We start from the raw sequence: 13,475 nt of genomic DNA on the forward strand, positions 1-13,475 counted from the left end.
TTCTCAAGGAACGGACGCTTCCTTTGTACTCACCCGAGAGACTCTCTCAGGCTTTCCTCCGGGCGCTTCCCTTCGGTGTTTCCGACTCTATCAGATCTTTTCTCGATCCGATTTCCTCGGTGCTTTCCAGGTTCCCGCTTCCGCGTTTCCCTTTCCGGCTTTCCCGACTTTATCAGAAGTTCTGAGTCAGGATTTCCGCCCTGCCGGGGCTGGTCCCTGACGCTCATCGGCGCCGGGTTCCCCCGCTGGCGGAGCCGTAAACGTACTGGAGCGGGGACCCTCGATGCAAATCGAGGGTCCCCGCTCCCGGTTCACCCGCGTACGGAACCTGACCGACTGTCAGACCTCGACCACCACGGGCAGGATCATCGGTCTGCGCCGGTAGGTGTCCGAGACCCACTTGCCCAGGGTCCGCCGGATCAGCTGCTGGAGCTGGTGCGGTTCGACGACGCCGTCCTGCGCGGACCGCTCCAGCACCTCGGCGACCTTCGGGAGCACGGCAGTGAAGGCCGAGTCCTCGATGCCCGAGCCGCGGGCCTGCACATGGGGACCGCCGGTGATCTTGCCTGTGGAGGAGTCCACCACCACGAAGACCGAGATGATGCCCTCGTCGCCGAGGATCTTGCGGTCCTTGAGCGCCGGCTCTCCCACATCGCCGACCGAGAGGCCGTCGACGTAGACGTATCCCGCCTGGACCTTGCCCGAGATCTTCGCCTTGCCCTCGACGAGGTCGACGGCGATGCCGTCCTCGGCGATGACGATCCGGTCGTGCGGGACACCCGTGAGCGCGCCGAGTTCGGCGTTCGCCCGCAGGTGGCGCCACTCACCGTGGACCGGCATCAGGTTCTTCGGGCGGCAGATGTTGTAGAAGTACAGCAGCTCGCCCGCGGACGCGTGGCCCGAGACGTGCACCTTGGCGTTCCCCTTGTGCACGACATTGGCGCCCCAGCGGGTCAGACCGTTGATCACGCGGTACACCGCGTTCTCGTTGCCGGGGATGAGCGACGAGGCCAGGATCACCGTGTCGCCCTGGACGATGCGGATCTGGTGGTCCCGGTTCGCCATCCGGGACAGCGCCGCCATCGGCTCGCCCTGCGAGCCCGTGCACACCAGCACGATCTCGCTGTCGGGAAGGTCGTCCAGGGTCTTGACGTCCACCACCAGGCCGGGCGGCACCTTCAGGTAGCCGAGGTCCCGCGCGATACCCATGTTGCGGACCATGGACCGCCCCACGAAGGCGACCCGGCGGCCGTACTCGTGGGCGGCGTCCAGGATCTGCTGGATGCGGTGGACATGGCTGGCGAAGCTCGCCACGATGATCCGCTTGCGGGCGCCCGCGAAGACCTGGCGCAGGACGTTGGAGATGTCCCGCTCGGGCGCGGTGAACCCGGGGACCTCCGCGTTGGTGGAGTCGGAGAGAAGAAGGTCGATGCCTTCCTCGCTCAGCCGTGCGAACGCATGGAGGTCGGTGAGCCGGTTGTCCAGCGGCAGCTGGTCCATCTTGAAGTCGCCGGTGTGGACGACCATGCCGGCCGGGGTCCGGATGGCGACCGCCAGCGCGTCCGGGATGGAGTGGTTGACCGCGACGAACTCGCAGTCGAAGGGGCCGACGCGTTCCCGCTGGCCCTCCGCGACCTCGAGCGTGTACGGGCGGATGCGGTGCTCCTGGAGCTTCGCCTCGATCAGGGCGAGGGTCAGCTTGGAGCCGATCAGCGGGATGTCGGGCTTCTCCCGCAGCAGGTACGGGACGCCGCCGATGTGGTCCTCGTGGCCGTGGGTGAGGACGATGCCCTCCACGTCGTCGAGGCGATCACGGATCGACGAGAAGTCGGGCAGAATCAGGTCGATTCCGGGCTGCTCCTCCTCGGGGAAGAGCACTCCGCAGTCGACGATCAGCAGGCGGCCGCCGTACTCGAAGACGGTCATGTTCCGGCCGATTTCGCCCAGGCCGCCGAGCGGGGTGACTCTCAGGCCGCCTTCGGGCAGCTTCGGCGGCGGGCCGAGTTCGGGATGCGGATGACTCAAAAGACTCTCCTCACCACACGCGCCACGTACCGGTGGGGGCACGTGGCGCGCATGACGTTCGTGCAACAGCAGTTGTCGGTTGGAATGCAGGCACCTGAGTCCTGCCTATTCAGTTGTGAAGTCTGTGTCAGAGCTCTACCCCGCCGGCTGCAAGATCGATCTTGAGCTGGGCGGTCTCCTCGGGCGAAAGCTCCACCATGGGCGGGCGCAGCGGTCCGGCGGGCAGCCCCTGGAGCGCCAGCGCGGCCTTGGTGGTCATAACGCCCTGGGTGCGGAACATGCCGGTGAAGACCGGGAGCAGCTTCTGATGGATCTCCAGCGCCTTCTGGACGTCGCCGCCGGTGTAGGCCTCGGCCATGGCCCGCAGCTCCGGGGTGACGACATGGCCGACGACGGAGACGAAGCCGACCGCGCCCACCGAGAGCAGCGGCAGGTTCAGCATGTCGTCACCGGAGTACCAGGCCAGGCCGGACTGGGCGATGGCCCAGCTGGCACGGCCGAGGTCGCCCTTGGCGTCCTTGTTGGCGACGATCCGCGGGTGCTCGGCCAGCCGGACGATGGTCTCCGTGGTGATCGGGACGCCGCTGCGGCCCGGGATGTCGTAGAGCATCACGGGCAGCTCGGTGGCGTCGGCGATCGCCTTGAAGTGCCGGTACAGGCCCTCCTGGGGGGGCTTGTTGTAGTACGGCGTCACGGTCAGCAGTCCGTGGGCGCCGGCCTTCTCCGCCGCGTGCGCCAGCTCGATGCTGTGGCGGGTGTCGTTCGTGCCGACTCCGGCCACGACCTGGGCCCGGTCGCCGACGGCCGCCAGGACCGCTCGTACGAGCTCCGTTTTCTCCGCGTCGCTGGTGGTGGGCGACTCACCGGTGGTGCCATTGACGATCAGGCCGTCGTTGCCTGCGTCCACCAGGTGGGCGGCGAGCCGCTGCGCGCCGTCGAGGTCGAGCGCGCCGTCCGCCGTGAACGGCGTGACCATGGCGGTGAGGACCCGCCCGAAGGGGATCTGCGGAGTGGAGGTCGGAGCCATGGCATACACGCTACTCGTTGCTCAGGGCGGGGTCTGCCCGCGGGTGCGGGGAAAGTCCTGACAAAGGTGGAACCCGGCACTGCCTGCTCGGGGGTTCAAGCAGTGCCGGGTCCGTTTGATCAGGCTAGATGAACTTCTCGAAATGCCGCAATACGGACACTTCACTCGGCTGACCGCACATCTGTGCCCGGCCCAGCGGGCAGGGGCCTGATCGCAGGCGCCCGAAATTACGGCGCCACTCGGCCGTTGGCGTTGAAGGCCGCATGGGTCAGGGGCATGAGCGAGGCCCACTCCGCCTCCATGCGCTCGCCGACCATCTCGATCTCCCGCTGCGGGAAGGAAGGCACCTTGGCCAGCTCGTGCTGGGTGCGCAGACCGAGGAAGTGCATGAGCGAGCGGGCGTTGCAGGTGGCGTACATCGAGGAGAACAGGCCGACCGGGAGGACCGAACGGGCGACCTCGCGGGCCACACCCGCGGCGAGCATCTCCTGGTACGCCGCGTACGCCTGGACGTAGGTGTCCTCCATGACCCGGCCGACCAGCTCCTGCTGCGCCCGGGTTCCCTCCACGAACCGGTACTGGCCGGGGCGGCCCTCCTGCACCAGCTTGCGGGCCTCGTCGGGGACGTAGAAGACCGGCTCCAGCTCCCGGTAGCGCCCGCTCTCCTCGTTGTACGACCAGCCCACGCGGTGCCGCATGAACTCGCGGAAGACGAAGATCGGGGCGCTGATGAAGAACGTCATCGAGTTGTGCTCGAAGGGGCTGCCGTGCCGGTCCCGCATCAGGTAGTTGATCAGGCCCTTGGAGCGCTCCGGGTCCTTCTTCAGCTCGTCGAGGGACTGCTCGCCGGCGGTGGAGACACGGGCGGCCCAGAGCACGTCGGAGTCGGCCGCACTGTGCTTGACCAGCTCGACGGTGACATCGCTGCGGAAACTGGGCTTGAGGTCGTCGGCGGGGGTGTCGGTCACGGTGTGCAGGGTCCTTCCCATCACTGGCTCGGGCGGCGCCCACTCTACGGCCCGGCACCGACACCGGGGCGTTCGGCACCGGTCCACGACATCGGCGGCGAAGTTCCGCGAAATCGGCGAAAGGCGGGCACCCTTTCCCGATTCCGATCGTCTGTATGAGTGACGGCGCCCCGTTCGGGTCACCCGGTCATCAGCAAGCCCGGGGAACCCGGTCCCATCGAGCCCCCAGAGGAGAAGCACCCCCATGTTCCGTCGGCGCGAACCCGTACCGTTCGCCTTCCTCGCCGAAGCCGACTCCTTCCGCAGCAATGTCACCCGCCCACCCCGTGAGCGTGCCTCGGCCGGCCAGCTGGCCGGGCGCTGGCTGACGGGACTCACCATCGTGGCCGGGCTCGTGGGCGCCCTGGTCATCGGGACGCCCGCGATGTCGCACCAGTCGCCCGCGGCGACGCAGCACTCCGAGGCCTCCGACGGCCGCTGAGGCGCCGGGGGTGTCCCGCCGGCGCCGGGGGCCGCACTCCGTCGGACCCCCACAAGTGGTGGGCGGGGACACGGCTCGATAGCCTCACCGGGCACAGCCCCGTGACCGAGTGAGGATCAGTCGTGCCCCTGTCCTTTCTGACGGCCGACCGCGCTTTCGAGCAGGCAGCGGACGACAGCCCGCTGCCGTACGACGACCGCGACCGCTGGCGGCGTCCCTACCGTCCCGGCCCCTGGCGGGTCGCGGCCGCGGCGTTTCTGCTGCTCCTGGCCTCGTACGTGCTCTTCGCGGCTGTCGTCATCGCGCTCACCGGCACGATGTCCGGCGCCGTCCTGGTCCTGGTCATCGCGCTGGCCGTGGTCGCCGGAGCCCTGCGGCTGCTGCGCATGGGCGTCTGGGTGAGCGCACACGGGCTGCGCCGGGTGGGTTTCGTCCTCACGCGTACCGTCCCCTGGGGCCAGGTCGGCCCGGTGCGGACGACGCAGCAGCCGGTGCGCTGGCTCGGGCTTCCGCGCACGGTGCAGGGGCAGGCGCTGGTCCTCGTACGCCGCGATCGTGCGGACGAGGAGCTGCCGCCGCTGCTGACCACGCACAACGCCGACTTCCTGGCGCGCCCTGAGGCGTTCGACCGGGCCGCGGACACGGTCGAGGCGTGGGCCGCGGAGTACGCCGGGGCCGCACCGGCGGCGACCGCCGCCTGAGGCGCCGACTCACCAGGCAGGACGTTCGGAGAACACGGACCGGTATGGACGAGGGGCCGTCCCGCACAGTGCGGGACGGCCCCTCGTCCGTGTGTGTTCCGTTGGTACCGACGCTCAGGACGGGAGCGGTCTGCCCTCGTGCAGGGCGATCGCCCGCTGCATCGCCTTGCGGGCCCGGGGGGTGTCCCGGGCGTCGTGGTAGGCGACGGCCAGCCGGAACCAGCTGCGCCAGTCGTCCGGGGCGTCCTCCGTCTCGGCCTTGCGCCGGGCGAAGACCTCGTCGGCCGAGTCGCGGTCGATCCGGCCGCCGGACGTGCGCCTGAGTTCGTCGACCGGCAGACCGCCCTCGGCGTCCAGCTGGGCGGCGAGCCGGTTGGCCTTGCGGACGAACTGGGTGTTCTTCCACAGGAACCAGACGCCGATGACCGGCAGGATCAGCACCGCGATACCGAAGGGCACGGTGACGGCGGTGCCGGCCTGGATCAGCAGCACGCCCCGGCTGCCGACCAGGACGAAGTAGACGACCAGGACGGCGGCCGTGACGGCATAGGTGATCTTCGCGCGCATGGACCGGCTACTTCAGATCGAGGAAGTGTTCGAGGCCGAAGGTGAGGCCCGGGGTGGTCACGATGCGGCGGGCACCGAGCAGGATGCCCGGCATGAAGCTGCTGTGGTGCAGCGAGTCATGGCGGATGGTGAGGGTCTCGCCCTCCCCGCCGAGCAGTACCTCCTGGTGGGCGAGCAGGCCGCGCAGCCGGACCGCGTGCACCGGGACCCCGTCGACGTCTGCGCCGCGGGCGCCGTCCAGGGCGGTGACCGTGGCGTCGGGCTGCGGGACGCTGCCCGCCGCCCGCCGTGCGGCGGCGATCAGCTGCGCGGTGCGCGTGGCGGTGCCGCTGGGGGCGTCCGCCTTGTTTGGGTGGTGCAGCTCGACGACCTCGACGGACTCGAAGTACGGGGCGGCGACCTCGGCGAACTTCATGGTCAGCACGGCGCCGATGGAGAAGTTCGGGGCGATGAGGACGCCCGTCTCCGGGGACAGGGCCAGCCAGCCCTTCAGCTGCGCGAGGCGCTCCTCGGTCCAGCCCGTCGTGCCCACCACGGCGTGGATGCCGTGGCGCACACAGAAGTCGAGGTTGCCCATCACCGAGGCAGGGGTGGTCAGCTCGACGGCCACCTGGGCGTCCGTGTCGACCAGGGTCTCCAGCTTGTCGCCCCGGCTGAGGGCGGCCACCAGTTCCATGTCCTCGGCGGCTTCGACGGCCCGTACCGCCTCCGCACCGATGCGGCCCCTGGCGCCCAGGACCGCCACGCGCAGCTTGCTCATCTCTTGCTTCCTTACCGAAAGGGGGATTACGCGACCGCGTCGTGCAGACGGGACGCCTGCTTGTCCTTCAGCGGGCCGATGACGGACAGCGAGGGCCGCTGTCCGAGGACCTCGCGGGCCACGGACCGGACGTCGTCCGGGGTGACCTCGGCGATCCGGGCCAGCATGCCGTCGACGGACATCTGGTCGCCCCAGCACAGTTCGCTCTTGCCGATGCGGTTCATCAGCGCGCCGGTGTCCTCCAGGCCGAGGACCGTGGAGCCGCGGAGCTGGCCGATGGCGCGGGCGATCTCGTCGTCGGACAGGCCGTGCTCGGCCACCTGGTCCAGCTCGTCCCGGCAGATCTTCAGCACGTCGTGCACCTGGCTCGGTCGGCAGCCCGCGTAGACGCCGAACAGGCCGCAGTCGGCGAATCCGGAGGTGTACGAGTACACGCTGTAGGCGAGGCCCCGCTTCTCGCGGACCTCCTGGAAGAGCCGGGAGGACATGCCGCCGCCGAGTGCCGTGTTCAGCACCCCGAGGGCCCAGCGGCGGTCGTCGGTGCGGGCGAGGCCCGGCATGCCGAGGACGACGTGCGCCTGCTCGGTCTTCCGGCCCAGCAGCTCGACCCGGCCTGCCGTGCGGATGCCGCGGCGGCCGTCGCGCGGCCCGAGGGGCACGGCGTCCGGGCGGGTGAGCGCCCCGGCCTTCTCGAAGGCGGCGCGGACCTGGCGTACGACCTTGTTGTGGTCGACGTTTCCGGCGCAGGCGACGACCAGATGGGTGGGGTCGTAGTGCTTGCGGTAGAAGCGGCGGATGCGGTCCGCGGTCAGGGCGTTGACGGTGTCGACGGTGCCGAGGACCGGGCGGCCGAGCGGGGTGTCGCCGAGCATGGTGTGCGCGAAGAGGTCGTGCACGCAGTCGCCCGGGTCGTCCTCCGTCATCGCGATCTCCTCAAGGATCGCGCCGCGCTCGATGTCGACGTCCTCCTCGCGGATCAGCGAGCCGGTCAGCATGTCGCAGACGACGTCGATCGCCAGCGGCAGATCGGTGTCGAGCACGCGTGCGTAGTAGCACGTGTACTCCTTCGCCGTGAACGCGTTCATCTCACCGCCGACCGCGTCGATCGCGGCCGAGATGTCCAGCGCGCTGCGCCGTTCCGTGCCCTTGAAGAGCAGGTGCTCCAGATAGTGCGTGGCGCCGTTCAGGGACGGCGTCTCGTCGCGGGAGCCGACGTGCGCCCAGATGCCGAAGGTGGCGGAGCGCACCGAGGGCAGTGTCTCGGTGACGATGCGCAGTCCGCCCGGAAGCGTGGTCTTGCGTACGGTGCCGATGCCGTTCGCCCCCTTGATCAGGGTTTGGGTACGGGCGACGGCCCGCGCCTCCGAGGAGGTGCGGGCCGTCGCCTTCAAGCCACGGGACGTCACTTGTCGGTGTCGTCCTTCGCCTCGTCGCCCGCTTCCTCGCCCTCGATCACGGGGATCAGGGAGAGCTTGCCGCGGGAGTCGATCTCGGCGATCTCGACCTGGACCTTGCTGCCCACGCCGACGACGTCCTCGACGTTCTCCACGCGCTTGCCGCCGGCGAGCTTGCGGATCTGCGAGATGTGCAGCAGACCGTCCTTGCCGGGGAGCAGCGAGACGAACGCGCCGAAGGTGGTCGTCTTCACGACCGTGCCCAGGTAGCGCTCGCCGACCTCCGGCATGGTCGGGTTGGCGATGCCGTTGATCGTGGCACGGGCGGCCTCGGCGGCCGGGCCGTCGGCGGCACCGATGTAGATCGTGCCGTCGTCCTCGATCGTGATCTCGGCGCCGGTGTCCTCCTGGATCTGGTTGATCATCTTGCCCTTCGGGCCGATGACCTCACCGATCTTGTCGACCGGGATCTTGACGGTGATGATCCGCGGGGCGTGCGGGGACATCTCGTCGGGCCGGTCGATGGCCTCCATCATCACGTCGAGGATGTGGAGACGGGCGTCGCGGGCCTGCTTGAGGGCCGCGGCCAGGACGGAGGCCGGGATGCCGTCCAGCTTGGTGTCGAGCTGGAGGGCGGTCACGAACTCCTTGGTGCCGGCGACCTTGAAGTCCATGTCGCCGAAGGCGTCCTCCGCACCGAGGATGTCGGTGAGGGTGACGTAGTGCGTCTCGCCGTCGATCTCCTGGGAGATCAGGCCCATGGCGATACCGGCGACCGGGGCCTTCAGCGGCACACCGGCGTTCAGCAGCGACATGGTGGAGGCGCAGACCGAGCCCATGGACGTCGAGCCGTTGGAGCTCAGCGCCTCGGAGACCTGGCGGATCGCGTAGGGGAACTCCTCGCGCGTCGGCAGCACCGGCACGAGGGCGCGCTCGGCGAGAGCGCCGTGGCCGATCTCGCGGCGCTTCGGGGAGCCGACGCGGCCGGTCTCACCGGTGGAGTACGGCGGGAAGTTGTAGTTGTGCATGTAGCGCTTGCGGGTCACCGGGGAGAGGGTGTCCAGCTGCTGCTCCATGCGGAGCATGTTGAGGGTGGTGACGCCCAGGATCTGGGTCTCGCCACGCTCGAACACCGCGGAGCCGTGCACCCGCGGGATGGCCTCGACCTCGGCGGCCAGGGTGCGGATGTCGGTGACACCGCGGCCGTCGATGCGCTTCTTCTCCTTGATGACGCGCTCGCGGACCAGCTGCTTGGTGAGCGAGCGGTACGCCGCGGAGATCTCCTTCTCGCGGCCCTCGAACTCCGGCAGGAGCTTCTCGGCGGCGAGCTGCTTGACGCGGTCGAGCTCGGCCTCGCGCTCCTGCTTGCCGCCGATGGTGAGCGCCTGGGCCAGCTCGGGGCGGACGGCGGCGGTCAGCGCCTCCAGGACGTCGTCCTGGTAGTCGAGGAAGATCGGGAACTCGCCGGTCGGCTTGGCGGCCTTCGCGGCCAGGTCGGCCTGGGCCTTGCAGAGCACCTTGATGAAGGGCTTCGCGGCCTCGAGACCGGCGGCGACGACCTCCTCGGTGGGGGCCTCGGAGCCGCCCTTGACCAGCTGGATGGTCTTGTCGGTGGCCTCGGCCTCGACCATCATGATCGCGACGTCGCCGTCCTCGAGCACCCGGCCCGCGACGACCATGTCGAACACGGCGTCCTCGAGCTCGGTGTGCGTCGGGAAGGCGACCCACTGGCCGTTGATCAGCGCGACGCGGACGCCGCCGATCGGGCCGGAGAAGGGCAGGCCGGCCAGCTGGGTGGACGCGGACGCGGCGTTGATCGCGACGACGTCGTACAGGTGGTCGGGGTTGAGCGCCATGATGGTGGCGACGACCTGGATCTCGTTGCGCAGGCCCTTCTTGAAGGACGGGCGCAGCGGGCGGTCGATCAGCCGGCAGGTGAGGATGGCGTCCTCGGAGGGACGGCCCTCACGGCGGAAGAAGGAACCGGGGATCTTTCCGGCCGCGTACATCCGCTCCTCGACGTCGACCGTCAGAGGGAAGAAGTCGAGCTGGTCCTTGGGGTTCTTGGACGCGGTGGTGGCCGACAGGACCATCGTGTCGTCGTCCAGGTACGCGACGGCGGAGCCGGCGGCCTGCTTGGCCAGGCGGCCCGTCTCGAAGCGGATCGTGCGGGTGCCGAAGGAGCCGTTGTCGATAACGGCCTCGGCGTAGTGGGTCTCGTTCTCCACTAGCGTTTTCTCCTCGTCTTCGTCCTGTGCTGCCCGTGTGGCAGGGGGACGGTGGCGGAGAAGCGCGCCATCCGGTGCGGGCCGGTCTTCGATCGAAGCACCCGGGGTTCACTCCCCGGGGGCCACTACCGAGGACCGGCGGCGGCGAGGTGCGCTTCTCCTCGTTCGTTGTGCTGGGGCTGCGTCCGGCGGGGCCGGGCGCTCCGCCCACGGTGTCGTACTGGGTACTTCTTTTGTTGTGCGTTGTGCTACCACACTACAAAGCAGGGGTGACAGTCCGCACGTACAGCAAAGGGAGCGGCCCCCTTCTCGTGGGAACCGCTCCCTTCACGGCGTCTTACTTGGCGCCGCCGGCCGCACCGCGGCGGATGCCGAGGCGGTCGACCAGCGTACGGAAGCGCTGGATGTCCTTCTTGGCCAGGTACTGCAGCAGGCGGCGGCGCTGGCCGACCAGGATCAGCAGACCACGGCGGGAGTGGTGGTCGTGCTTGTGGGTCTTGAGGTGCTCGGTCAGGTCCGAGATACGGCGGGACAGCAGAGCGACCTGGACCTCGGGGGAGCCGGTGTCGCCCTCCTTGGTACCGAACTCGGACATGATCTGCTTCTTCGTAGCGGCGTCGAGCGACACGCGTACTCCTCGTAGTCTTCTGAGTGCCTCCGAGTGCCCCTGGTCTGCATCTCAGGAGAGCTTCTGTGACTCGGGAGGCCGGGCTCGCCGGGCGCGTCCTCCGGGATCCCTGTCGGCCCCTGGGGGCATGGGACGAGGTCCGGGAGTGCGTACACGAACGGCCGTCACACAGGGTACCAGCCCGCGGCCGACCGGTTTCCCCCACCTGTGATCCGGCGGCCGGTGCCCCCACCCGTGACCCGGCGGCCGGTGCCCTCAGCCGGCCCGCAGCAGCCGGTCCGCCACGACGACGGCGACCAGCCCGGTCACCAGCAGCCAGGTGCCGATCCTGGTCCGTCCCCGGCGGCTCAGCTCGATGACCACGCCGCACAGCAGGAGGGTGGCGCCGTAGACACCGACGGTGAGCAGCGAGGGCTGCTCGCGAAGCCCCACGACCAGGATGACAGCGGCCGCGGCCATGATCGTCCCGGCCACCGCGATACGTATACGGCGGGCCTGGCGGGGGGTGAGGGAGCGGTGGGGGTCTTCGTCGCCCTGGTCGTCGTCCTCATACCCCTGATCGTCCTGATCGCTGTGATCGCTGTGATCATCGTGCCACTCGGGCTCGGGCGGGTCCCCTTCTTCTGCTGCTCCGGCCGCTCCTGCCGCTCCGGCCGCTCCGGCCGCTCCGGCCGCTCCGGCCGCTCCTGGCTGAAGATCCCCCGGATTCTTCGGATCAGCCGGATTCTCCGGCTGATCCGGCTGCTCCGTCCCCCTGGCCCCCCTGCTCTCTCCTGCTCCCCCTGCTCCCCCGGTGTGCCGGGTCTCGTCGCCGTCGGATTCTTCTTGACGGATGTCGACGTTTCGTTCGTCGGTCGAGGTCATGGGGGCAGCGTAGAAGTGGAACAGCAGTTCGCGTCGGCAAAACTGCGGTCCCGGCCTCCGCTCGCGGGTCGTCGGGCATCGGCCGCCGGGGGCGTCAGATCCCGCCCCGCACCTTCCCGTAGACGCCGAGGACGGCCAGGCAGACCGGGACCAGGGAGAGCAGGACCAGGGAGTCCGCGAGGTCCAGCATCCTGCCCCAGAAGGGGGAGAGGCCCTTCTGCGGCACGATCAGGGCGATCGAGATCAGCAGCAGGACGCCGACCACGACCGAGGCGCCGAGCCACAGGGTCCTGATGTCGACGGGGCCGGAGTTGCCCTGGACCAGTTCGACCAGGATGTCGGCCGGGGGCGAGATCGCGAGGCCCAGGACCAGCAGGCCGAGGGTGCCGACACCGGCCACGAACAGGCAGGTCACCTGGGCGGTGTAGCGGAACAGGCGGGCGCGCAGCATCGCGGCGAGGCCGGTGCACAGGGCGAGCAGCTGGGCCCAGCCGCTGTCGCTGAAGCCGAGGACCGCGCCGCCCGCGCCGATGATGACCGCGGCGCAGCCGCCGACCAGTCCGAGCAGCAGTTCGTGGCCCCGGCTGGTCTGGGCGACGATGCGCTGGACGTCGACCGACTCCAGGTCGCCGTCCCGGCCCTCACGGCGGGCCCTGGCCAGATCCTCCGGGTTGCGGAAGCCGATGGGGAGTTTGGCGAAGCGGGCCGACCAGCCTGGCAGGAAGCCGATGACGGCCAGCGAGACGACCGCGGTGCCCGCGGCGATCTGGCGGGGCGCGGCGTCGGTGAGCACCCCGCAGAACACGGCGAGGGTGCCGATCGCGGCGGCGAGTGCGGCGGCCACGAAGGGGGCGTCGCCCTGCGGCAGCAGCATGATCAGCACGATCGAGAAGAGGAGGACGACGACACAGCCGACGAGGAACTGGATCCTGCCGGGGCCCTGGCCCGCGTCCTGGGGGATGACGCCGGAGCCCGCGATGAGGGCGTGCGGCAGGGCCGAGACACCGAGCGCGACGGCCGAACCGCGGTCGTCGTAGACGCGGGCGCGCACCCCGGCGAGTGCCGTCAGGGCGACAGCGACCACACCGGCGAGGATGCCCTGGAGGCCGTGCATGTCATGGCGTATCGGGTCCGCGAACCAGAAGACGAAGCCGAGCATGACGAGCAGCAGCGCGCCGGAGACCAGTCCGGCCACCCGCATCAGGTTGTCGTTCCAGCTGCGGAGGTCCTGCTTGACCGCGGCGGCGATCGCGTCCACCACGTCGTCGTGCACGGCCGGCGGCAGCGAGTCGGCGAAGGTGCGCAGCAGCAGCACCTCTCCGTCCCTGACCCGGTGCTCCAGCAACGACCGGCTCGCGTCGAGCACTTGGCCCTCGCGGCGTACGAGGTGGTAGCCGGCGGGGCTGGTGTCCGGCTGGACCAGGCCCGAGAGCCTGACGATCTCGGGAAAGAGGTCCTGAATCGGCAGGTCCTCCGGCAGCGCCACATCGACTCGGCTGTCCGGCGCTGCGATGGTGATTCGGCAGAAGCCTGTCGAAGTCCCCGTGCTCACCTGGTAGTTCCCCCTGATAGACAAGGCTTCTTCACGTCATTTTCACGTCCTCGCGCCGCTGGTGGGGCGCGGAGCGTCACCCTATCCGCTGCCGCCCGGGGGGCAGGGGCCGCCTGCCGCATTTCTCCCAGGACCCGCCAGGCATCTCCATCGTCCTGCCTCCTTTGCGCCTCGTGCGCATCAGTAGGATCGACGACTGCGCGGACGACGCCTACGCGAACGAGAAAAGGTCGCGGTACACGGGGGCGTCGGTACCAAGACGTGTCAATCGCGAAGGATG

At 69.6% G+C, this 13,475-nt stretch carries 12 protein-coding genes; 2 read left to right on the forward strand and 10 right to left on the reverse strand.

The genetic code is table 11. The features are described from left to right. Nucleotides 1-339 precede the first annotated feature (339 nt). From ACIHAA_RS16200 to thyX, 3 genes are all read right to left on the reverse strand, one after another. Complete coding sequence (locus tag ACIHAA_RS16200) at nt 340-2,025, reverse strand: ribonuclease J (protein ID WP_399817457.1); 1,686 nt, start codon at nt 2,023-2,025, stop codon at nt 340-342. A gap of 127 nt (nt 2,026-2,152) precedes the next feature. Then, the gene (gene dapA / locus ACIHAA_RS16205) at nt 2,153-3,052 is read right to left on the reverse strand and encodes a 4-hydroxy-tetrahydrodipicolinate synthase (RefSeq protein ID WP_399817459.1); all 900 of its coding nucleotides are present in this window, start codon (nt 3,050-3,052) and stop codon (nt 2,153-2,155) included. 227 nt (nt 3,053-3,279) lie between these two features. After that, on the reverse strand, nt 3,280-4,020 hold the full coding sequence (thyX, locus tag ACIHAA_RS16210; protein WP_399817461.1) for an FAD-dependent thymidylate synthase: 741 nt from the start codon (nt 4,018-4,020) through the stop codon (nt 3,280-3,282). Between the two features lie 244 nt (nt 4,021-4,264). Between thyX and ACIHAA_RS16215 the strand changes: the two genes are divergently transcribed. After that, nucleotides 4,265-4,501 (forward strand): hypothetical protein, encoded by a 237-nt coding sequence (locus ACIHAA_RS16215; protein WP_399817463.1) that lies wholly within the window; start codon nt 4,265-4,267, stop codon nt 4,499-4,501. Nucleotides 4,502-4,623: 122 nt separating this feature from the next. Beyond that, nucleotides 4,624-5,202 (forward strand): hypothetical protein, encoded by a 579-nt coding sequence (locus ACIHAA_RS16220; protein WP_399817465.1) that lies wholly within the window; start codon nt 4,624-4,626, stop codon nt 5,200-5,202. Between the two features lie 114 nt (nt 5,203-5,316). Here the strand turns inward: ACIHAA_RS16220 and ACIHAA_RS16225 are convergent, their stop codons facing one another. From ACIHAA_RS16225 to eccD, 7 genes are all read right to left on the reverse strand, one after another. Beyond that, nucleotides 5,317-5,769 (reverse strand): hypothetical protein, encoded by a 453-nt coding sequence (locus tag ACIHAA_RS16225; RefSeq protein ID WP_399817467.1) that lies wholly within the window; start codon nt 5,767-5,769, stop codon nt 5,317-5,319. Between the two features lie 7 nt (nt 5,770-5,776). Beyond that, nucleotides 5,777-6,529: a 4-hydroxy-tetrahydrodipicolinate reductase gene (gene dapB, locus ACIHAA_RS16230; protein ID WP_399817469.1), complete on the reverse strand. Its 753-nt coding sequence runs from the start codon at nt 6,527-6,529 to the stop codon at nt 5,777-5,779. A 26-nt stretch (nt 6,530-6,555) separates the two neighbouring features. Then, the gene (locus tag ACIHAA_RS16235; protein ID WP_399817472.1) at nt 6,556-7,935 is read right to left on the reverse strand and encodes a M16 family metallopeptidase; all 1,380 of its coding nucleotides are present in this window, start codon (nt 7,933-7,935) and stop codon (nt 6,556-6,558) included. Further along, nucleotides 7,932-10,151 carry a polyribonucleotide nucleotidyltransferase gene (locus ACIHAA_RS16240; protein ID WP_399817474.1) on the reverse strand — a complete coding sequence of 740 codons (2,220 nt, stop codon included), beginning with the start codon at nt 10,149-10,151 and terminating at the stop codon, nt 7,932-7,934. Before ACIHAA_RS16240 ends, ACIHAA_RS16235 begins: the two co-directional genes overlap by 4 nt. Nucleotides 10,152-10,488: 337 nt before the next feature. After that, a complete protein-coding gene (gene rpsO / locus ACIHAA_RS16245; RefSeq protein ID WP_399817476.1) occupies nt 10,489-10,779 on the reverse strand; it encodes a 30S ribosomal protein S15 in 291 nt (96 codons plus the stop codon). 255 nt (nt 10,780-11,034) lie between these two features. Next, the gene (locus ACIHAA_RS16250) at nt 11,035-11,643 is read right to left on the reverse strand and encodes a hypothetical protein (protein WP_399817478.1); all 609 of its coding nucleotides are present in this window, start codon (nt 11,641-11,643) and stop codon (nt 11,035-11,037) included. A gap of 94 nt (nt 11,644-11,737) precedes the next feature. Continuing rightward, nucleotides 11,738-13,195 (reverse strand): type VII secretion integral membrane protein EccD, encoded by a 1,458-nt coding sequence (gene eccD, locus ACIHAA_RS16255; RefSeq protein ID WP_399817480.1) that lies wholly within the window; start codon nt 13,193-13,195, stop codon nt 11,738-11,740. Nucleotides 13,196-13,475 lie beyond the last annotated feature (280 nt).

The organism is Streptomyces sp. NPDC052040, assembly GCF_044548405.1.
Lineage (GTDB): Bacteria > Actinomycetota > Actinomycetes > Streptomycetales > Streptomycetaceae > Streptomyces.

Coding starts and splice junctions, on each gene's coding strand:
- dapB (WP_399817469.1), bottom strand. CDS start 6,529: ATGAGCAAGCTGCGCGTGGCGGTCCTGGGCGCCAGGGGCCGCATCGGT.
- ACIHAA_RS16215 (WP_399817463.1), top strand. CDS start 4,265: ATGTTCCGTCGGCGCGAACCCGTACCGTTCGCCTTCCTCGCCGAAGCC.
- ACIHAA_RS16250 (WP_399817478.1), bottom strand. CDS start 11,643: ATGACCTCGACCGACGAACGAAACGTCGACATCCGTCAAGAAGAATCC.
- ACIHAA_RS16225 (WP_399817467.1), bottom strand. CDS start 5,769: ATGCGCGCGAAGATCACCTATGCCGTCACGGCCGCCGTCCTGGTCGTC.
- dapA (WP_399817459.1), bottom strand. CDS start 3,052: ATGGCTCCGACCTCCACTCCGCAGATCCCCTTCGGGCGGGTCCTCACC.